Source organism: Paracoccus wurundjeri (genome assembly GCF_030678915.1).
GTDB classification, from domain to species: Bacteria; Pseudomonadota; Alphaproteobacteria; order Rhodobacterales; family Rhodobacteraceae; genus Paracoccus; species Paracoccus onubensis_A.
Window position 1 is genome coordinate 162824 of record NZ_JAUUTZ010000007.1, and the last position, 20264, is coordinate 183087.

A 20264-nucleotide genomic window follows, 5' to 3' on the forward strand; every position below is an offset into this window, starting at 1 on the left:
AATCATGCAACCTCGGCAAAAACTTTGGTCAATGCCCGTTCGAGCTTGTCGAACATCTCATCCATCTGCTCTTCGGTCAGGATGAAGGGCGGGCAGAGCACGATGGACTGCCCCAGCGGGCGACAGATCAATCCCAGGTCGGTGCAGCTATTGGCGATCCGCTCACTGACCGACAGATTGGCGTCAAAGGGGGTTTTAGTCGCCTTGTTCTTCACCGCCTCCAGCGCCCACATGAAGCCGATGCCACGCAATTCTCCGATATGCTCGCTGCGCTCCATGATTGCGCGAAGTCCCGCCTCCATGCGCGGAGCGAGCCGGCGGACGTTCTCTGCCAATCCCTCATTCATCACCACATCGATGGCCTTCAACGCGATGGCACAACCGACCGGATGGCCCGAAGCGGTGAAACCATGCGGAAATTCCTCGATCTTCTCGGCCGCCGCCTGCAAACGATCTGCCAGATCGGGTCCAAGGATAACCGCACCCATCGGAAACAGGCCAGCGGTCAGGTTTTTCGAGGAAATGATCGCATCGGGAACGAATCCATAAGTCTCGCAGCCCCAGGTATTACCGGTCCGCCCGAAACCGCAGATCACCTCATCCGAGATCAGCGGGATGCCGTGTTTCTTCAGAATCGGCTGGATGGCCTGAAAATAACCGTCCGAGGGCGGAATGACGCCCCCTGCCCCCATCACCGGCTCTGCGAAAAAGCCCGCGATCGTGTCAGCACCTTCACGCAGAATGGTTTCTTCAAGTTCGGCGGCAAGGCGCTGCGTGAACTGCTCTTCGCTTTCGCCGTCCTGACCGAAACGCCAGTAATGCGGGCAGGTCAGATGGATGAACCCCTCCATCGGCAGGCCGAAGACCTCGTTATAGGGTTTGCCGGTCATGCTGGCCGAGACAACCGTTACCCCGTGATAGGCGTTCAACCGGGTCAGGATCTTGCGGCGTTTCGGGCTGCCTTCGCTGCCATGCAGGAACCACAGCATCTTGACCATGGTGTCATTCGCTTCCGAGCCGGAATTGGTGTAGAACACCTTGCCCCGGTCAAAAGGTGAAACCTCGATCAGCTTTTCCGACAGCATGACCGTCTGATCCGACATCCGCCCGAAAAAGGCATGATAGCCGGGAAAGCGATCATATTGCGCCTTGGCGGCCTGTGCCAATCCGGCGTGATCGAAACCGGCAATCATGTTCCAAAGGCCGGAATTCGCGTCCAGATAGCGTTTCCCGTTCACGTCATGGATATAGGGACCTTCGCCATGCGTGACCACGACCGTTCCGCGCGCCTTGACGCTTGGCAGATCGGTGAAGCCATACATCGAAAATTCGTCAGCGCGTGCTTCCCAGCTTTGCGGTTTATTCATGATCCTGCCTTCCGGAAACTGATTTCTTACCGACGCTACCTTTGGCTTTCGCCGTGTTCAATGGTCGGTATGGGGATCAATTTTATGACGCCCGAAATCTTGGGATGACGCGGATATAGATCAGCTCGGCAATCAGCTCTACCAGCGTCTGCGTGACAATGACGGCAGGCAGAACCGGGATCGCCCCCGGGACAGACAAGGCCAAAGGCAGAACGACCAGCGAGTTTCGCGTGCCCGAGGAAAATGCAATCGCCCTGCCCGCCTCGGTTGTCAATCCGAAGGCGCGGCCCATGCCCCACCCGATCAGCGGAGCGAGGATCGCGAAAGCGACATAAAGCGGAAGGGCGGAAAGGGCATGGCCTGTGGCTTCGCTCAGAAGCGGAATAGTGGCGGCAACTACCAGAAACAGCACTAAAGCCGTCGCGGGAACCGGAAGCAACGCAAGACTTTTGGCCAGTTTTTCACCGCTTCGATCATGGGCAGCCCAGAACTGAACCATACCCGCCAGCACGAATGGCACGGCGATCAGCCACAGGAAAGCCCAAAGGAACGGCCCGACATTCACCAGATCGGCCGCCTCCTCTCCCAGAAACAGGGCCAGATAGATCGGCAGCAGCACCATCTGCACCAGAAGCAAGATCGGTGTAGAGGTCAGCAGCAACCGGGCATCCGCGCGCCCCAGATGGGCGAAGGTGATCACATAGTCGATGCAGGGCGTCAGCAGCACCATAAGGATACCCAGCCGCAACAGCGTATCATCCATCGCCAGGCGTGACAGAAGAAAGGCGAGCATGGGGATTACGACGAAATTGCTAATCAGCAGTGCAATAAGAAAGCGCCTCTCTCGGAACCCCTTGCCGATATCGGCAAGGGGGACCTGCAGGAAGGTAACGAACAGCATGAGGGCAAGAGCCGGATTGATCGCGGCCTCAAACCGTTCCGTTCCCGGAACGGCAACCGCTGTCATAGCGGCAAGAACCACGCAACCGAAGTAAATCCACACCTGCTGCCGTTCGAGCATGTCCCGCAATTCGCTGTCCCTTTCCGATGACACCGGCAATAACGCATCGGCATTCCGGGATATACCCGGCCAGAGACGGCTTTTGACAGGCCGCTTCTATCATCAGGGGTGATTGGCAGATGACCTAAATCGGGGCCAGGGCGCAAAATGTGAAATCATGGGCGGAATGGTCCGCATCACGCGCTGCGCGGCAAAGGCCCGATTATCCGCGGCAGCACTGAAAATCACCCCAGTTGGGCAAGGCCCGGAAATGTTTCCAGCAACCAATAGGAAAAATTGGTGAAGGCGCCGGTCAGCAGCATGATCCCGACCACCAGAAGCAGAAGTCCCATCATGCGCTCGATGGTCTTCAGATAGGGCTTGATCCGGTTCATCACGCCGATGGCGCGCTCGATAAACAGTGCCGCAAGCAGGAACGGTATCCCCAGACCAAGCGCATAGATGGCCAGCAGTCCCGTTCCGCGCGACAACTCCCCCCCTGTGGCGGCAAGCGACAGGATCATGCCGAGCTGAGGGCCGATGCAGGGTGTCCAGCCGAAAGCGAAGGCCAGCCCCAGCAGATAGGCGCCGAACGCCCCGCCACCCTGTTTGCCCGCCTCTATCCTGGCTTCCTGATCCAGAATCGGGATGCGGAAGACATGCAGGAAATGCAATCCCATGACGATGATCATGATCCCGGCCAGCTTGGCCAAAAGATCCTGATATTGCAGGAACGCCCGTCCGAATGCCGAGGCTGCGAAGCCCATGACCAGAAATACCGTGGACAGCCCCAGAACGAAAAATATCGCCGGTAGTACCGCGCTGTGCTTACCCGTTTTCAGCCCATTCACGTTCACCCCGGTCATATAGGCGAGATATGGCGGAACAATGGGCAGGACACAGGGCGACAGAAATGACAGAATACCCGCCAGCAATGCCACGAATGCGGCGGGAAGAAAGGCTGCTGTTACAAGTTCTATTCCAAACATGGCAACTGGTTCTTCCTGTCGTGGCCGTCTGAAGACATCCTTGTCACCACGGCCCGGCGTGAAAGGGTAAATACGGGGTTCAGGCCCGGCGACACGCGCCGGATCTTCGCTTTCAAGCCTTCTGCGTCCAGTTCAGGCAAGGCGAAGCTTACCCGATTCCGCAGCAGGCTAAACAGGACAGAAGGTCACAGTTGCGTGCGGCATACCCCGCGCGGGGATTCGGGCGCGATATTTCACCGCGCCCGGACCGGATTCAGCGGCCGACACTCCACCATCCGCGCCGCTTAGCCCGGGAAGGTTCGGCCTCGGCCTCAGGCGTCGCATCTTCAGGCTGCGGCGCGTTTTCCGTAACCTGCTGAAGGGTTTCGCTTTCTGCCACTGGCTGCTCCGCCGCGGGTTCCCCGGCTTGCATAGCTGGTTCGGCAGGGGCCGGTTTCGGCTCGTCAGCGACGTCTTCAGCGGCAGGCAACTCTGGAACCGTCATTGCTCCGGTTGGTTCGTCCGTCTCTACGACAGTCTCCTCTACCGTCTCTGTGGCGGGCTCGGCCGCGGCTGCCTTCCTTGACCGTGATTTGCGGGCCGGAGTAGTGGCAACAGGCTTGGGAAATTCCTCGGCACGCGCACCTTCCGCGCGATCACGGAGATCCACGACCTCGGGGAAGGCCGGCTGCTGTGCCCCGGCTTCCTGCTCTTGCGCTGGTTCACTCTCGGCTTTGCGGCTGCGTGCGCCAGAGCGGCTCCGCCGGCGCGGTTTGGCGCCCTTGTCCTCGGATGCCGTCTCGGCCTCCACGGTCTCTGGTTGGCTTTCGCTTGCGGCCGGAATCACCTCTTCCGCAGCGACCGCTTCCGATGCGTCTGCATTATCCCGATCCTCATCGTTGGACGCCTCGTTATCGACCAGCTGGTCCTGGGCAGTCTCATCGCTTTCCCCGCCCTTGCGCCGCCGCCGACGACGACGGCGACGCGAGCGGCCGCCCTCGTGCCCCTCATCTTCCGCCTCATCGTGATGTTCAGGCGGGCTGTCGGGTGCTGCATCATCGCTGTCTTCGTCGATCGTCGCCATCAACTCGGCATCGACAGTCAGGACCGGTTGCATATTTTCGGCAACCGGACGGGACGCGGTCTTGAATTTCTCGATGACGTAATCCGGCGATATCAATGCCGGATCGGCCTCGATACGCACGGACATGCCGTAACGCGCTTCGATCACGGCGATATGTTCGCGTTTGTTGTTGATCAGGAAGTTCGCGACCGTGACAGGTGCCTTGATCAGCACCTCGCGCGAACGCTTGCGCGTCCCCTCTTCCTCGATTGCGCGCAGGATGGTCAGTGCCAGACTGTCATCGGAACGGATCAACCCGGTCCCGTGGCAATGCAGACAGGGCTGGGTGGTCGATTCCAGCATCCCGGGGCGCAGTCGCTGACGACTCATCTCCATAAGGCCGAAGCCCGAGATCCGGCCCACCTGTATCCGCGCCCGGTCAGATTTCAACCGTTCCTTGAAACGCTTCTCGACCGCGGCATTATTCTTGCGCTCATCCATGTCGATGAAGTCGATCACGATCAGCCCGGCAAGGTCGCGCAGACGCAACTGCCGCGCCACTTCATCGGCGGCTTCGAGATTGGTCTTGAGCGCGGTATCCTCGATCGAGCCTTCTTTGGTCGCCCGACCCGAGTTCACATCGATGGCAACCAGCGCCTCGGTCACGCCGATGACGATATAGCCACCGGATTTCAGCTGAACGACCGGGTTGAACATCCCTGCCAGATAGCTTTCCACCTGAAAGCGGGCGTAAAGCGGCATCGCATCCGCGTAGTGTTTCACATTGCGGGCGTGGGACGGCATGATCATCTTCATGAAGTCCTTGGCAACGCGATAACCGCGTTCGCCCTCGACCAGCACCTCGTCGATCTCCTTGCTGTAGAGATCGCGGATCGAGCGTTTGATCAGGTCGCCTTCCTCGTAGATTGGCGCAGGGGCAACGGATTTGAACGTCACGTCTCGGATCTGTTCCCACAAGCGCAGCAGATAATCATAGTCGCGCTTGATCTCGGTGCGGGTACGCTGGCTGCCAGCCGTGCGGATGATCAGCCCTGCACCCTTGGGCACGGAAAGTTCGCCCGCGATGTCCTTGAGTTTCTTGCGATCCGTGGCATTGGTGATCTTGCGGCTGATCCCGCCACCGCGTGCGGTATTGGGCATCAGGACGCAATAGCGCCCCGCCAGCGACAGATAGGTGGTCAGTGCCGCGCCCTTGTTGCCGCGTTCTTCCTTGACGACCTGTACCAGCATGATCTGGCGGACCTTGACGACCTCCTGAATCTTGTAGCGGCGCGGGCGCGGTTTGCGTGGCGCGCGGATCTCTTCGGTCACATCCTCATCGGCGACCGATTCGATACTGTCATCCTTGGCGCTTGCATCATCGGCATCCGCCTCAGCCGTCCCGGTATCCACGTCTTCGGAAATATCCTCCTGGGTCGCACCCTCATCGGTGAGACCGGCCGTTTCGGCGTCTCCACCCTCGGGTTCGGCCGAAATCGTGGCATCGTCGTTTCGGGCTTTTTCGGCCCTGCTGGAGGCTCTGCGGCGCTTCTTGCCGGTATCCTCGGCCTCTTGCGCCTCTGCATAGGCCTGTTCCTCGGCGATCAACGCATCCCTGTCGGCCGCCGGGATCTGGTAGTAATCGGGGTGAATTTCGGCGAAAGCCAGAAAACCGTGACGATTGCCGCCGTAATCCACGAAGGCCGCCTGTAATGAGGGCTCGACCCTGGTGACCTTGGCGAGATAGATGTTTCCGCTTATCTGCCTTTTGTTTAAAGTCTCAAAATCAAATTCGACGACCTTGGTTCCATCGACCACGACCACCCGAGTTTCCTCGGCATGCGTGGCATCGATCAGCATTTTCTTTGCCATTTTTATATCTTTCGCGCAGGCGAATACCGGGCGGTGCCAGGGGCACTGGTCGGCTTTGACTGCGGCATGATTGGGGCGCGGGCGCCGCAGCGGCACGGAAAATCGGGAAGGCAAGGCGCTGCGCCTGCCCTCTTCCCATCAATCCGTCCGTCGCGCGCGTCATCGCGTCTGTTCCTTCGTAAAATCCGACGCCATCGGGCTAACCGGATCACTGATTGTCGTCATCCCGGTGCGGTTGATCGCGCCTGAGACGGGGTTTTCCGCGTGGCACATGCCGCCCTTGTCTCGGGGTCAGAGGTGCTGCGCTGCGAAACTGTGGGCGCCGCGGATCAAGCGATCCCGCTTTGCTGCGGCACGTAAGATCAACATAGAGGTTGACTAGGGGGAAGTTCAATGGCGAAAAGATCCGCCCGATCAGAATGGACTCTTTCCGCTCGCCATTTCTTTCCGGACAGTTTCACGCAGGCGTAACATTCCGGTCACATCGCTGTTGCAAGGCGCCCTTAGGAAAAGCGCGAAGGGGCTGAACGGGAAGTGACGAATGCCAGTCGTCAGGACCAATGCAGGCTGCGATTTATCGCGTGAACTTCGGGGATTGGCAAGGGATCTTCCAAAGGACGCACCGATCATCGTCATGATCCATGGCTACCGCTATTCCCCCACTCAGCCCGGCAATGATCCCCACCGGCATATTCTTGCCCTGAACCCCGAGACACGGGCGCACCGGGCGTTATCCTGGCCCCGCGCATTGGGCTTTGGAACCGGTTCGGCAGATGAGGGCATTGCGCTGGCATTCGGCTGGGAAGCAACCGGCAGGCTTGGTCGGGCCTATCGGCACGCGGGCGAGACGGGCAATGCGCTTGCCCGGACCGTTTCCGAGCTTGCAGACCTTGCCGGGCGGCCCATCGCACTGATCGGCCATTCGCTGGGCGCAAGGGTCGCACTGCAGGCGCTGCATCATGCCCAGGCCGGAAGCATCGGGCGCGTCATCCTTCTGACCGGGGCGGAATTCCGGGATACGGCAGCGGACGCCCTGGACAGCCCTGCGGGGCGATATGCGGAAATTCTGAACATTACCTCGCGCGAGAATGACCTGTTCGACTTCGCCATCGAGATGTGGCTTGGATATGGAAGGCGGCAGGCATTGGGATTTGGGCTTGCCCGCCCTGCCCGCAACTGGATCGATGTCCAGATCGACCATGACGGAACGCTGGCGGCGCTAAGCGATTTCGGCTTTCCGGTAGATCGCACGGCCTTGCGCCTGTCTCACTGGACCCCGTATCTGCGCCGGGGTTTGTTCGACTTCTATCGCACCGCATTGCGCCAGCCCTGGGCCTTGCCGATGCATATGCTGCGGACCAGGCTGCCGGGCAGGATCGAGCCCCGCTGGTCGCGGCTTCTGGCGCCGCCCCCGCCTGCGGGCAATTTACGCGCCTGAGCCAAGTCAATGGCAAGAGACCCCCTATTCTTTGCCGGAATCCTTATCCAATGCGTGATCCCGGAAAAGCCCGGCATTCGCCATCAGGAACGCCATCAGGATCAGGGGCAGTCCAAAGGTCTTGAAATAGACCCATGTCGTCTCGGACATTGTGCGCCAGACGATCTCATTCGCGACCGCCAGACCGACAAACGCCAACATCATCCGCCATGTCAGCTTGTGCCAGCCCTCGGCATCCATCGGCAGCGCCTCTGACAGCACCAATTGCAGCCAGTTTCGCCGCGCCAACAGACTGACGGCCAGAATCGCCGCGAAAATCAGGTAGATGAGCGTCGGTTTCATCTTGAAGAACCGCGGATCATTCAGCCAGACCGACAGCCCGCCGAACAGAATGACCAGAACCAGCGTCGCGATCTGCATGGGCGACAGCTTGCCCGTCACCCGCCACAGCAGAAAGGTGGACAGCGCCAGGACCGGCACGAAGATCAGCGTCGCAAAGATGAACCCGCCATATGATTGACCGAATACCACCACCTCGCGGTCCCGGAACAGCATGAAAACCGCGAAGAACAGCAAAACCGGCCCTAATTCGAGCGCGGGTTTGATCCAGGGTTTCGTCTCTTTCATCTTATCCGTCCTTCGCCATGTCTTCAGGCCCCCCATTCGACGATAATCGCACCGGATGCGATCAATATCATCAGTGCCGTCCGATACGGCCCCACCTTTTCGCCCAATACCAGCCAGCCGACAAGAGCTGCAAACACGGTCGAGGTTTCACGCAGCACCGCCGCCTCCCCCACATCGCTGATCCGCGTTGCCAGCATGATCGAACCAAAACTCGCTGGCGCGATCAACCCTCCTGCAATTCCGCGCCATGCAAGCGATTTCACCTCGGGACGTGGCAGAGCCATAAGCTTTTTCCGCATCCAGACCGGCATGAACAGGGAATCAAGAAGGAAGAACCACACCAGAAATGTGAAAGGATCCGCCGCCAGACGGATACCCCAGGCGTCATAGGTCGTATACAGCGCCACCAATCCGCCAGTAATCACCGCCCAGCTCAATGCCGGTACCAGCGTTTCCCGCCCGACTGTCAATCGCTGGAAATTGAACGCGGCCAGCCCGAAAATCCCGCAAACCAGCAACAGCACTCCGGCCCATTGGATCAGGTTGAAATGTTCATGAAACACCAGTCCGGCGGCTATCACGGTGAAAAGCGGCCCGCTGCCGCGCACAACGGGATAAACCACGGTATAGGCGCCCCGCTGATAGGTTTGCGCCTGCGCGATCTTGTAGACGATATGGATGATCATGGCCCCGAACAGGATCGGCCAGAGTTGCGGCGTCGGCCAGGGCACCACGAACAGCGCAAGCGGCAAGGCCAGCAGGCCCAGTGCCAGATCGATCGCGGCCCGACTGATCCACGGGTCATGCCGCCCCTTTTGCAGCGCACCGAAAAGCGCATGCAGAAATGCCGCCATCAGTGCGAGGCCGGTCGCCAGTTTCGCGCCTTCGGGTGTTCCCGCGATCTGGATGATCCATTCGCTCATGCGGGGGTAATGGCGCTGTTTTACACGATCTGCAAGTTGTTCCGGCTGCGTCGGCTTATTCGCACCGAAATCAATTTAAAAGGGAAAGAATTGGCGCTTTCTCCGATATGAACCCTTCCGGTTTTGACAGACATTTCCTTCCGTGCCTTTCAGAGCGGGCAGTGCCTGCCCGTCCGGGCCGGGTCCAATGGCAAATATCAAAGCCCGACCCGAAGCCGTCCTTGTCCCTCGGTCATCCGCCCGATCACCGCTGCATCCGAAAATCCATGCTCCCGAAAAATCCGCAGGACCTGCCCGGCTTCCTCTTGAGCGCAGGATACCAGCAGGCCGCCGCTCGTCTGCGGATCGCTCAGCAGCGCCTGATCCACTGCCGCGAAACCATCGGGCAGAAGCGCATCTTCGCCATAGCTGCTCCAGTTTCGTCCCGAAGCGCCGGTCACAAAACCAGCAGACGCCAGATCGCGTATATCGGGCAACAGCGGCACAGTTGGCCAATCAAGCTCTGCATCGCAGCCCGACCCCCGCGCCATTTCCAGCAGATGTCCGGCAAGCCCGAAACCGGTCACATCGGTCATCGCATGCACGGATTCCAGCCGGGCGAGATCCGGCCCGGGGCTGTTCAGCTTCGTGGTCGTCAGGATCATCCGGTCATAATTTTCAGATGACAAAGCCTCTTTCTTCAATGCCGCCGACATGATCCCGACGCCCAGCGGCTTGCCCAGGATCAGCACATCGCCGGGCCGCGCGCCCGAATTGCGTTTGACATGAGCGGGATCAACCAGCCCCAGCGCGACCAGCCCATAGATTGCCTCGACCGAATCGATCGTATGGCCGCCTGCAATCGGAATGCCGGCATCGCGGCAAGCGGCGGCTCCGCCTTCGAGTATCCGGGCGATGGTTTCCGGGGACAGCGTATTGATCGGCATTCCCACCAGCGACAGCGCCATGATCGGGGTCGCGCCCATCGCATAGACATCGCTGATCGCATTGGTTGCGGCAATCCGGCCGAAATCCAGCGGATCGTCGACGATGGGCATAAAGAAATCGGTGGTCGCCACCAGTGCCTGATGATCGTTCAGCCTGTAGACCGCCGCGTCATCCGATGTTTCGATCCCCACCAGAAGCTCGTCGGGAACCGGCAGCATCGCTGTGCCGCGCAACAATCCCGTCAGCACCCCCGGCGCGATCTTGCAGCCGCAGCCGCCCCCATGAGAAAGCGAGGTCAGCCGGGGTTCGGTTGTGGCCATGAGGATCCTGTGGGTAAGGGATTGGACAGGGGTCAGAATAGGTGGCACGGCCAAGAGAGGCAAGCGGCGGAGCGCATCAGACGGGCGCGCGGTAGCTTGCAAGCTTGACGCCGAAGCCGATGAAGACCACCCCCGTCACGCCTTTCAGCCAGCGCTGGAAACGGCTACTGCGGGCAATCCCCGTCAAGCGTGAGAACAGCATGACAATCGCGCCGAACCAGATCACATTTATCATCGAATGCACGACCACCAGCAGGAAGGCCGAGGCCACCGGATGATCACTTGCCGGGATGAACTGCGGAAATACCGCGAGGTAAAACATCGAAACCTTTGGGTTGAGCCCATTGGTCAGCAACCCTTCGACATAGGCCCTCCACAAGCTGCGTTTCCGCCGCGCGGGCGGGATATTGCCTGGGCCGGAGAACTCGCTCCGGACAGCCTGGCGCAGCGATTTGATCCCGATCCAGCACAGATAGGCCGCACCCAGATATTTGACGATTGTGAAAGCAGTCGCCGATTGCAGCAGGATGATCGAGATGCCCAGGATCGACAGGGTGCCGTGGATGTAGAAGGCCGTAAAAAATCCCGCGATATTGGCAAAACCGGCGGCGACACCGGATGTCGGCACGGTGCGGGCGATCAGCACGCCATTCGGCCCCGGTGACGCGACCAGCAGGGCGGCTGCCAAAGCGAATGTGGTGATCTCGACCCAGGTCATCATCTTGTCTCCGATATATTCGGGTCAAAATGAGCCTGCCGGGCAGAAGACGCAATATAAAAGGAAGAAACCCCAAAAAAGAAAGAACCCGCCCCCGGAACCGGGGACGGGTTTGCTAAACGCAAATTTGCGTCGGATCAGTTGTCGCGCTTCAACGCGGCGCCAAGAATATCGCCAAGCGATGCACCCGAATCCGAGCTGCCATATTGTTCGACGGCTTCCTTTTCTTCGGCAATCTCGCGAGCCTTGATCGACAAGCCAAGACGGCGGGTCTTGGTGTCCACATTGGTCACGCGGGCATCGACCTTATCGCCGATCTGGAAACGCTCGGGGCGTTGATCCTGACGGTCGCGGGCAAGATCGCTGCGGCGGATGAAGGATTTGACGCCGTTATATTCGACCTCGATCCCGCCATCCTCGATCGCGGTCACCTCGACAGTGACAACCGAGCCGCGCTTCACGCCGTCAACGGCTTCGGCCATATGCTCGTTTTCGAGAGCCTTGATCGACAGCGAGATACGCTCTTTCTCGACATCCACATCCTGAACGACGGCCTTGACCGTATCGCCCTTGCGGAAGTCCTGAATGGCGTCTTCGCCACGGGCATCCCAGGAAATATCCGACAGGTGAACCATGCCGTCGATATCGCCGTCGAGACCGATGAACAGACCGAATTCGGTGATGTTCTTGACCTCGCCCTCGATATGGGTGCCGACCGGGTGGGTTTCGGCGAAGACTTCCCACGGGTTGCGCATGGTCTGTTTGAGACCCAGCGAAACGCGGCGCTTGGCCTCGTCGATCTCCAGAACCATGACATCGACTTCCTGCGAGGTCGAGACGATCTTGCCCGGATGGACGTTCTTCTTGGTCCAGCTCATTTCCGAAACGTGGACCAGACCTTCGACACCGGCTTCCAGCTCTACGAAAGCGCCGTAATCGGTGATGTTGGTCACACGGCCATGATGGACCGAGCCCAGCGGGAATTTCGCGGCAACGGTATCCCACGGATCGTCCTGAAGCTGCTTCATGCCCAGGCTGATGCGGTGGCTTTCCTTGTTGATCTTGATGACCTGCACTTCGACGGTTTCGCCGATGGCAAGGATCTCGGAAGGATGGTTCACCCGGCGCCATGCCATATCGGTGACATGCAGCAGCCCGTCAACGCCGCCCAGATCAACGAACGCACCGTATTCGGTGATATTCTTGACCACGCCATTGACGCTTTGACCTTCAGACAGGTTCGAGATGACCTCGGCGCGCTGTTCGGCGCGGCTTTCTTCCAGAATGGCGCGGCGCGAAACGACGATATTGCCGCGGCGGCGATCCATTTTCAGGATCTGGAAGGGCTGCTTCAGACCCATCAGCGGGCCGGCATCGCGCACGGGGCGCACATCAACCTGAGAACCGGGCAGGAAGGCCACGGCACCGCCCAGATCGACGGTGAAGCCACCCTTGACGCGACCAAAGATTGCGCCTTCAACGCGCTCTTCATCGGCATAGGCTTTTTCCAGACGGTCCCAGGCTTCCTCGCGGCGGGCTTTCTCGCGGCTGATCGAGGCTTCGCCACGGGCATTCTCGACCCGGTCCAGATAAACCTCGACCTCGTCGCCGACGGCCAGTTTCGCGTCTTCGCCGGGATTTGCGAATTCCTTGAGATCGACGCGGCCTTCCATCTTGTAGCCAACATCGATAATGGCCTGTCCCGCCTCGATGGCGATGACGCGGCCTTTGACGACACTGCCCTCATCGGGCGTGTCTATCTCGAGGCTTTCATTCAGAAGGGCCTCGAATTCTTCCATAGTTGCTTTAGCGCACATATGTGTTCAGTTTCCTTTACGATCTGATTTTCTGGCCAGACGGTTGGCTCCGCCGGTCTGTATCTTGCCCTTCGGCAACGACAAAGGGTCGCAGCATGACGCCCGACCCGGTATTTCGCGGCCTGTTATGACCATGTCGTTCGATTGACTGCGGCCCAAATAATCGCCAACGCGCCAAAGATCAACCATAATCGCGATCTTCACCGGGTTTCGCGCCCGGAATCTTGCGCTTCGAGTTTTCCGATTCCGGTGTCAGATCGGATCCCATGCGAATACATCGCCGCTGACCTCTTGCGGAATCAGCCCCGAGCGGAAAGCAGGCAGGGCACGCTCGGCAATCAGTTCCGGTGTCCAGCCGGTATCGGAATGGGCACTGCGCAGGGGGCGCGGCTGGCTGAACAGGAACAACTCGTTCAACCGCGCCGCGAAGATTTGCCCGGTTACATCCCGCGCCGCCTCCGAAGCCAGAAAGACCGCCAGCGGCGCATTGGTTTCGGGTGTCATCTGTTGCAGCTTGGCGACCCTTGCCTTTTCTTCGGGGGAGTTCGCCGGGATCGAACTGGTCATGCGGCTCCAGGCGAATGGTGCGATACAATTCGAGCGCACATTATAACGCTTCATGTCAAGCGCGATGGATTTCGACAGCGCCGCGATCCCCAGCTTGGCCGCCGAGTAATTAGCCTGCCCGACATTCCCGATCAGCCCCGAGGTCGAGGTCATATGCACATATGCCCCCGCCTCCTGCTTGCGAAACAAAGGTGCGGCGGCGCGACTGACATAGAAGCTGCCATTCAGATGCACATCCACAACGGAACGCCAATCGGATGGATCCATCTTGTGAAAGATCGCGTCGCGCAGGATGCCCGCATTGTTCACCACAACATCGAGACGCCCGAAATTATCCGTCGCGCATTGCACGATCTTCTGGGCGCTGTCCCAGTCGGCAACGCTGTCGGTGCTGATCACGGCCTCTCCGCCGGCCGCCTCTATCATCGCCCTGGTCTCTTGTGCCGGACTCGCCGATCCGCCTTCGCCGCCTAGCGATACGCCAATGTCGTTTATGACGATCTTTGCACCGGCATCTGCGAAACCTTGCGCGATGGCCCGCCCGATACCGCCTCCGGCGCCCGTCACAATGACGACTTTACCCGTCAGTCCCAAATCCACGGCCATCCGCTCCTCCGTCACGCGATATTATCGCCAAGACCCAGCACTTGCTTGGCCACGATGTTCTTCTGAATTTCGCTAGAGCCGCCATAGATCGAATGCGGCCGCGCCTGGATAAAGGCGCTTGCGGGATACAGACTGCGATCATCCGGCAAGGGTTCCAGAACCGCGGCATGTTCCCCGGCAATTTCAATGATATGGTCGGTAATCCGCTGATACAGGACCGACAGATTTATCTTCAGCATCGATACATCCGGCCCCAGCGGCTCTCCGCGCCGGACCTGATCGGCAAAGCTCTTGTAGAAGGATTGATGATCGGCCAGTTCCATCCGCAATTCGTTTAGCAGCGCGGCGATCCGGGGCTCACTTCCGCGACCGAGATGTTCCACCAGCCGGGCGAGATGATCCAGCGCGCCTGTCGCCTGAAACGGCGAACCAAGGAAGATGCGTTCGAAACTCAGCAGATTCTTTGCGATGCTCCAGCCGCTGTTGATCTCGCCGACGATTGAATTCGCGGGAATACGGACGTCGCGAAAGAATACCTCGCAGAATTCATCATGCATATCGAGATTGCGGATCGGACGGATCTCGATGCCGGGAGTTGCCACCGGCATGATGAAGAAGCTGATCCCCTTTTGCTTCGCCATATGCGTATCGGTCCGGGCAAGAACGTATATCCAGTCGGCGTCCATGCCTAAGGTCGTCCAGATCTTCTGGCCGTTGATCACCCAGTCATCGCCGTCCCGGACCGCCCGGGTCTGAAGCGATGCCAGATCAGAGCCAGCATTCGGTTCCGAGTAACCCTGACACCAGATGATCTCGCCCGAAAGAATCCGCGGCAAATGGTATTGGCGCTGCGTTTCGGTGCCGTGCCGGATCAGCAAGGGGCCGACCATGGTAATCCCCTGATCCGGCAGACGGGCCACACCGTGGCGTTCCTGCTCGTCGATCATGATCAGCAGCTTCGAGGGCGACAGCCCCATTCCGCCATGTTCACGCGGCCAGTTCGGCGCAAGCCAGCCCTGCCGCGACAGGGCCTCGTACCATTCCCGGCCTTCGGAAATATGCAGGCGGCGCTGCGGATTGCGCAAATGTTCCGGATAATTTTCCTGTATCCAGTGCCGGATAATAGCGCGAAATTCCTGATCAGGCAGCGGGTTCAGATCCTCGTGCGGGCTGGGCTGGATTGCGGGCATTCAAATCCTCCACGGGTCCTGAAACGGGATTGCATGTAAAAGATTACCGACCATCACATGTCTCCTGCCGTTAACGCAGCATGCCGGGCGCGATGCCAGGACGCAGAGCCATAGCGGTTGCCGATGGTCAGTGCCTTGCGCAGAAACAGCCCGATATCGGCCTCATCGGTGTATCCGATCGCCCCATGCATTTGGATCGCCTGTCTTGTCACCAGCATCGCGGCTTCGGTCGCGCGGGTCTTGGCGCGCGAAACAGCGGTTTGGGCATCATCTCCGCCGTCAAGCGCGACACAGGCGTCCCGGATGACGGCACGGGTAATCTCGATCTGGATCTTCAGATCCACGGCGCGATGCTGAAGCACCTGAAAACTGCCGATCAGCCGGTCGAATTGCCGGCGGGTTTTTAGATATTCCAGCGTAATATCAAAAGCCCGCTCCATCACGCCCAGAAGATAAGCCGCATTCGCAACTGTCGCTGCCTCAAGCGCCGGGCGCGGATCGCCATCCAGCGGGATTGCCGGGCAATCCTCGAAATGGAAAGTCGCCGCATAACCACCATCCTGCAGCGGCAGGGTCTGAACACCGACCTGATCCATGGCGACAAGGAAAACCCCCGCATTCGTCGCAACCGCGAGGCGGTCAGCCGCAGTGCCCATCGGAACGAAGCGTTTCTCGCCGCTGAGCCGTCCACCCTTGCCGACGGCTACGCCGCCATCAAAGCCAAGACCATCAGAGGCGCTGGCCCATGCCGGCAGAATGATCTCGTCGCCAGCCAGAACCGGGGGTGGCGTGGCCGTACCCATCATGTCGATGGCAAGCTGCGCCTCGATAAACGGTTCGGGCAGCAATGCCGCCCCCGCCTCGGTCGCGAGCGCGGCGTATTCCAGCATCCCAAGACCTGCGCCCCCGGCATTTTCGGGCAGACGCAAGCCCAGCCAACCCATTTCCGCGATCCGGGTCCAGACATCCCGGTCAAATCCCGGCTGCGAGAACCGCAATCCGCGTCGTCGCGTGAAATCGCCATGTCGCGGCGCGATTCCCTTTGCGCTTTCGATCAGCATGCGCAACTGCTGCTGTCGATCCGGATCGTCCGCGTGCAGCGCGTTATTCATGGTTCCGCCTCCTCCAGCTCGATCACGGCATCCAGCGCGACTGCGCCCTCGCCTTCCGGCAAGGCCAGCACCGGGTTGAGATCGACAGATACCAGCCGCGCGCCCGCGCCGGCAGCAAATACCGAAAGACAAGACAAGCTTCGCGCCAAGGCATCCAGATCGACCGGCGCGCGCCCGCGTGCGCCGGTCAGGATCGGGGCGCCCCGGATGGACAGGATCATCTCACGCGCGGCGGCCTCGTCGAACGGACATTGCCGCAGGGCGATATCGTGCAGCAATTCGACGAAAATGCCGCCCAACCCGAATGCCGCCATCGCACCGAACGAGGGATCACGGCTAATGCCCATGAAACACTCGACGCCGCCGGTGATCTGCCGCGCCACCAGAACACCGCTGATCCGGGCATCGGGGCGATGTTTCTGCGCGGCCGCGATCAGCTTGTTATATGCGGAAGCGGCTTCCTCCGAACTGCCGATATTCAGCATGACCCCGCCGATATCCGATTTATGCAGGATATCGGGTGACACGATCTTCATCACCACCGGGAAGCCGATCTCCTGCGCGGCGTCACTGGCCCGCTCACTGTCATGTACAAGCCGTTCGGCGGAAACCTGGATGCCTGCCGCCGACAGCAATGCCTTGGCCTGAAATTCATCTGGCGTGGTCGGAGGCAGCGGAATCTTCGGAACGGCTTGTCTCACCGGGGCGGTCATCGTCAGGGCCTTGCCCACACGCCCCATTGCCGCCAGCGCACGCGTCGCCCGGCACGGGTCTTCAAAAACAAGAAATCCCGCATCTTCGTATCGCTTGACGATATCCGGAGGCGCCACCGCGCAGATCACGATCAGCCGGTCGGGAAACTCCTTCCGCAAAGGGGCCAGAGCCTCAAGAAACCGCGGTGCGATCGTCGCACTGCCCGCGACCGTGGTAGCGAAGCAGATCACCGAGGCATAGCCACCCTTTACCAGTGCCGCATGGGTGAATTTCTGAAACAGGCTCAGATCATTCAATGCCTGTGCCGTACAATCGACGGGGTTAACCGGTGCGCAAAAAGGCAGAAGCGCGCGCAATTCGGCCTGTGCATCTTCGGGCATCGGCGGCATCGGCAGTTCCTGCTGCTCGGCTTCGTCGCTGGCCACGATACCCGCGCCACCCGAAACGGTCACGACGCCGAGGCTGTTTTCCACGGGATAGATCCGCTTGCGCGCGACATAGGCGAAATCCAGCATCTGTTCGGTGTCGCAGACCCGTATCGCGCCATGGGCGCGCAACACCTCATTCGCGACGGCATCATCGCCCGTCATCGAGGCCGTATGAGATGTCGCCGCGCGGCCTCCGACCTCGCTGCGCCCGCTTTTGAGAATAAAAACCGGTTTATCCGCGCCGCGCGCCGCATTCAGGGCGGCCAGCATCCTGTCGGGATCGCTGAACCCCTCCTGATAGGCGCAGATGACATCGATCCGGTCGCTTTGCGCCATCCAGCCGATGGCGTCGGCAACCGTGATGTCAGCCTCGTTTCCCGTCGTCACAAGGATCGGCACGCCAATCCCCCGCCGCCGCGCCACAGCGGCAAGATGTGTGCCGAACGCCCCTGACTGGCTTGCCATGCCGATATTGCCCGCCAGCGGGAAACCCAGATCCAGCGATGACGTGAAACTGCCGAAATAACCGATATCGACATTCCAGCAGCCAAGCGTATTGGGCCCAAGCAGGCGCATCCCGTATTGCCGGGCGATACCGGTCAGCCGGTCCTGTTCCCCGCGACCCTCCCTGCCCAGTTCCGCAAATCCGGCGGTGAACATCGTGACCATCTTGCAGCCCTGCCGCCCAAGCGCGTCGACGACATCCACCGCAGCACGGGCAGGAACGGCGACGATAGCCGCCTCGGGTGCTTCGGGCAGGGCCTCGATATCCGAATAGCATGTCAGCCCCTGAATCTCGTCCCGATTGGGATTTACCGGCAATATGCGCCCGCCATATCCCGCTTTCAGCATCGTCGCGATCGGTCTTCCGCCGATGCGGGTCGGATCGGCGGAAGCCCCGATGATTGCGACCGAACGAGGCTCTAGCAATTGGGAGAGTTCATTGAAATCATATCGCATTTTCAGAACCCAGAAATGCCGTGACCTGACTGGACAACGTGCCGCCATTTCCGTGGAGAAGCGCGATATCGGCCTGCTGCAACTGTCGCTTACCGGCCGCACCGCGGATTTGCGCGACGGCTTCCGCGATCAGGAACATGCCATACATGCCGGGATGCACGCAGGACAGCCCGCCGCCATTGGTATTCACCGCCAACTCGCCGCCGGGTGCGATGCGCCCGCCCTCAACGAAACGCCCGCCTTCGCCTTTGGGGCAGAAACCGAGATCTTCAAGAAACAGGATCGTGTTGATGGTAAAGGCGTCGTAAAGCATTACCAGATCGACATCGCCATGTGTCAGGCCCGCCATGTCGAAGGCGCGCGGCCCGCTTTCGGAAGCCGCCGTCACCGTCAGATCGGGCATGGCAACGATGGATCTGTGCCAATTCGCCCCCGCTCCTCCAAGAAAATACACCGGCTTCCGCGGGAAATCCTTCGCCCTGTCGGCACTGACAAGAAGACAGGCCGCCGCGCCATCGGTGACAAGACAGCAATCCCCTTTGGTCAGGGGATCCGAGATCATTCGGCTGGCCAGCACATCCTCGCGCGTCAGCGGGCCGCGCGCGAATGCCTCGGGGTTCAGATTGGCCCAGCCCCGCGCCGCAACCGCCACATCGGCAAGCTGTTCGCGGCTCGTGCCATATTCATGCATGTGTCGCGCCGCCGCCAGGGCATAGGCCGTGATCGGATGGCGGGGGCTATACGCGGTTTCGTGCCATTGCCGCTCGGACATCGATACCAGCCGCCCGCCTGCCGTCCGCTGGTTCGAGCCGTAGCAGATCAATGCTACCTCGCACAGCCCCGCTTCGATGGCCAGCGAGGCCTGCAGCAGATGCATCTCGAAGCTGGAACCTCCGATATTGGTGCTGTCGAAATACCTTGGCTTAACACCCAGATATTCCGCTACGCTCATGCTGGGGAAAGCATGAGTGCTGGTGGCGGCGAATATTCCGTCGATATCGGGGATTTTCAGTCCGGCATCGGCCAGCGCCCCAAGCGTGGCTTGCGCCAGAAGTTCGATATCGGAAAAACCCGGAGCTTCGCCAATACCGGCGGTTGCCATGCCCACGATCGCGGTCCGTCCCCTGATCGGATGTGTCATCGCGCATCCTCCGAGACTGGATCGAACACCACGCGTGGAACCTCTCCGCTCTCTATCCGCGCACGCACCCGGCTGCCGATTGCGGCGGTTTCGGCCCCGGCCACGGTCGCCATCATGCGCGGCCCTTCATCAAGGTCGATCAATGCGACGTTGTAATCGCCGGAACGCGCCCGATTCACCGTAATCGAATAGATACGGCCAAGCCCCGATGCGGGCACCCATTCCAGATCATCCTCGCCCGATCCCGGAACCAGAACCCGCGGCCAGAACAGATGCTTTCCGGTCGAGCGAGACCGCTGAAGCATGAACCTGCCCTCGGCCAGATAGGCTTCGAAGGTCCTTTGCGGACCCGGCTTGTTCTGAGCCATCTCCCCTCCCACGGAAATTTTCCTTCACCTGAATGATGTCGGGGGATAAGCTATTGTGCAAATGCATGTTAGAAATAGCAGCCATGCTGAACAGGCATTTCTTAACAAGTCGGGCGGTGTCGCCGCAAGAAAGGGCAA

General features: G+C 60.1%; 16 protein-coding genes. 1 reads left to right on the forward strand and 15 read right to left on the reverse strand.

The window, feature by feature from the left end:
* Positions 1-2: 2 nt before the first annotated feature.
* The 4 genes from Q0601_RS09315 to Q0601_RS09330 form a co-directional block, all read right to left on the reverse strand.
* Positions 3-1367 carry an aminotransferase gene (locus Q0601_RS09315; protein WP_305289419.1) on the reverse strand — a complete coding sequence of 455 codons (1365 nt, stop codon included), beginning with the start codon at positions 1365-1367 and terminating at the stop codon, positions 3-5.
* An 82-nt stretch (positions 1368-1449) separates the two neighbouring features.
* A complete protein-coding gene (locus Q0601_RS09320; RefSeq protein ID WP_305289421.1) occupies positions 1450-2388 on the reverse strand; it encodes an arsenic resistance protein in 939 nt (312 codons plus the stop codon).
* 224 nt (positions 2389-2612) lie between these two features.
* Positions 2613-3356: a cytochrome c biogenesis CcdA family protein gene (locus Q0601_RS09325; protein WP_305289423.1), complete on the reverse strand. Its 744-nt coding sequence runs from the start codon at positions 3354-3356 to the stop codon at positions 2613-2615.
* Between the two features lie 253 nt (positions 3357-3609).
* Positions 3610-6270: a ribonuclease E/G gene (locus Q0601_RS09330; protein ID WP_305289424.1), complete on the reverse strand. Its 2661-nt coding sequence runs from the start codon at positions 6268-6270 to the stop codon at positions 3610-3612.
* A gap of 541 nt (positions 6271-6811) precedes the next feature.
* Between Q0601_RS09330 and Q0601_RS09335 the strand changes: the two genes are divergently transcribed.
* Complete coding sequence (locus tag Q0601_RS09335) at positions 6812-7708, forward strand: DUF726 domain-containing protein (RefSeq protein WP_305289426.1); 897 nt, start codon at positions 6812-6814, stop codon at positions 7706-7708.
* Between the two features lie 24 nt (positions 7709-7732).
* On the opposite strand, the gene Q0601_RS09340 is transcribed toward Q0601_RS09335, so the two are convergent.
* From Q0601_RS09340 to Q0601_RS09390, 11 genes are all read right to left on the reverse strand, one after another.
* Positions 7733-8335, reverse strand: a complete 603-nt coding sequence (locus tag Q0601_RS09340) for an inner membrane-spanning protein YciB (protein ID WP_305289428.1) — start codon at positions 8333-8335, stop codon at positions 7733-7735.
* Between the two features lie 23 nt (positions 8336-8358).
* Complete coding sequence (locus tag Q0601_RS09345) at positions 8359-9258, reverse strand: EamA family transporter (RefSeq protein WP_305289430.1); 900 nt, start codon at positions 9256-9258, stop codon at positions 8359-8361.
* Between the two features lie 197 nt (positions 9259-9455).
* Complete coding sequence (gene selD / locus Q0601_RS09350) at positions 9456-10505, reverse strand: selenide, water dikinase SelD (RefSeq protein ID WP_305289433.1); 1050 nt, start codon at positions 10503-10505, stop codon at positions 9456-9458.
* A 76-nt stretch (positions 10506-10581) separates the two neighbouring features.
* Entirely contained in the window at positions 10582-11223 is a 642-nt protein-coding gene (locus tag Q0601_RS09355) for a LysE family translocator (protein WP_305289436.1), read from the reverse strand.
* A 137-nt stretch (positions 11224-11360) separates the two neighbouring features.
* Complete coding sequence (gene rpsA, locus Q0601_RS09360) at positions 11361-13040, reverse strand: 30S ribosomal protein S1 (RefSeq protein WP_119751039.1); 1680 nt, start codon at positions 13038-13040, stop codon at positions 11361-11363.
* A gap of 252 nt (positions 13041-13292) precedes the next feature.
* The gene (locus Q0601_RS09365; RefSeq protein WP_305289442.1) at positions 13293-14213 is read right to left on the reverse strand and encodes an SDR family NAD(P)-dependent oxidoreductase; all 921 of its coding nucleotides are present in this window, start codon (positions 14211-14213) and stop codon (positions 13293-13295) included.
* An 11-nt stretch (positions 14214-14224) separates the two neighbouring features.
* Positions 14225-15403: an acyl-CoA dehydrogenase family protein gene (locus tag Q0601_RS09370; protein WP_305289444.1), complete on the reverse strand. Its 1179-nt coding sequence runs from the start codon at positions 15401-15403 to the stop codon at positions 14225-14227.
* A gap of 53 nt (positions 15404-15456) precedes the next feature.
* Positions 15457-16515: an acyl-CoA dehydrogenase family protein gene (locus Q0601_RS09375; RefSeq protein ID WP_305289446.1), complete on the reverse strand. Its 1059-nt coding sequence runs from the start codon at positions 16513-16515 to the stop codon at positions 15457-15459.
* Positions 16512-18617 (reverse strand): acetate--CoA ligase family protein, encoded by a 2106-nt coding sequence (locus tag Q0601_RS09380; protein ID WP_305289449.1) that lies wholly within the window; start codon positions 18615-18617, stop codon positions 16512-16514. The genes Q0601_RS09375 and Q0601_RS09380 overlap by 4 nt, the downstream gene beginning before the upstream one ends.
* On the reverse strand, positions 18607-19758 hold the full coding sequence (locus Q0601_RS09385) for a thiolase (protein ID WP_305289451.1): 1152 nt from the start codon (positions 19756-19758) through the stop codon (positions 18607-18609). The genes Q0601_RS09380 and Q0601_RS09385 overlap by 11 nt, the downstream gene beginning before the upstream one ends.
* The gene (locus tag Q0601_RS09390) at positions 19755-20126 is read right to left on the reverse strand and encodes a Zn-ribbon domain-containing OB-fold protein (RefSeq protein WP_305289453.1); all 372 of its coding nucleotides are present in this window, start codon (positions 20124-20126) and stop codon (positions 19755-19757) included. Before Q0601_RS09390 ends, Q0601_RS09385 begins: the two co-directional genes overlap by 4 nt.
* Between the last annotated feature and the right edge of the window lie 138 nt (positions 20127-20264).

Bases quoted from the DNA above. Each gene is read 5' to 3' on its own strand.
- Q0601_RS09315 (WP_305289419.1), bottom strand. From the start codon at position 1,367: ATGAATAAACCGCAAAGCTGGGAAGCACGCGCTGACGAATTTTCGATG.
- Q0601_RS09320 (WP_305289421.1), bottom strand. From the start codon at position 2,388: ATGCTCGAACGGCAGCAGGTGTGGATTTACTTCGGTTGCGTGGTTCTT.
- Q0601_RS09325 (WP_305289423.1), bottom strand. From the start codon at position 3,356: ATGTTTGGAATAGAACTTGTAACAGCAGCCTTTCTTCCCGCCGCATTC.
- Q0601_RS09330 (WP_305289424.1), bottom strand. From the start codon at position 6,270: ATGGCAAAGAAAATGCTGATCGATGCCACGCATGCCGAGGAAACTCGG.
- Q0601_RS09335 (WP_305289426.1), top strand. From the start codon at position 6,812: ATGCCAGTCGTCAGGACCAATGCAGGCTGCGATTTATCGCGTGAACTT.
- Q0601_RS09340 (WP_305289428.1), bottom strand. From the start codon at position 8,335: ATGAAAGAGACGAAACCCTGGATCAAACCCGCGCTCGAATTAGGGCCG.
- Q0601_RS09345 (WP_305289430.1), bottom strand. From the start codon at position 9,258: ATGAGCGAATGGATCATCCAGATCGCGGGAACACCCGAAGGCGCGAAA.
- selD (WP_305289433.1), bottom strand. From the start codon at position 10,505: ATGGCCACAACCGAACCCCGGCTGACCTCGCTTTCTCATGGGGGCGGC.
- Q0601_RS09355 (WP_305289436.1), bottom strand. From the start codon at position 11,223: ATGACCTGGGTCGAGATCACCACATTCGCTTTGGCAGCCGCCCTGCTG.
- rpsA (WP_119751039.1), bottom strand. From the start codon at position 13,040: ATGTGCGCTAAAGCAACTATGGAAGAATTCGAGGCCCTTCTGAATGAA.
- Q0601_RS09365 (WP_305289442.1), bottom strand. From the start codon at position 14,213: ATGGCCGTGGATTTGGGACTGACGGGTAAAGTCGTCATTGTGACGGGC.
- Q0601_RS09370 (WP_305289444.1), bottom strand. From the start codon at position 15,403: ATGCCCGCAATCCAGCCCAGCCCGCACGAGGATCTGAACCCGCTGCCT.
- Q0601_RS09375 (WP_305289446.1), bottom strand. From the start codon at position 16,515: ATGAATAACGCGCTGCACGCGGACGATCCGGATCGACAGCAGCAGTTG.
- Q0601_RS09380 (WP_305289449.1), bottom strand. From the start codon at position 18,617: ATGCGATATGATTTCAATGAACTCTCCCAATTGCTAGAGCCTCGTTCG.
- Q0601_RS09385 (WP_305289451.1), bottom strand. From the start codon at position 19,758: ATGACACATCCGATCAGGGGACGGACCGCGATCGTGGGCATGGCAACC.
- Q0601_RS09390 (WP_305289453.1), bottom strand. From the start codon at position 20,126: ATGGCTCAGAACAAGCCGGGTCCGCAAAGGACCTTCGAAGCCTATCTG.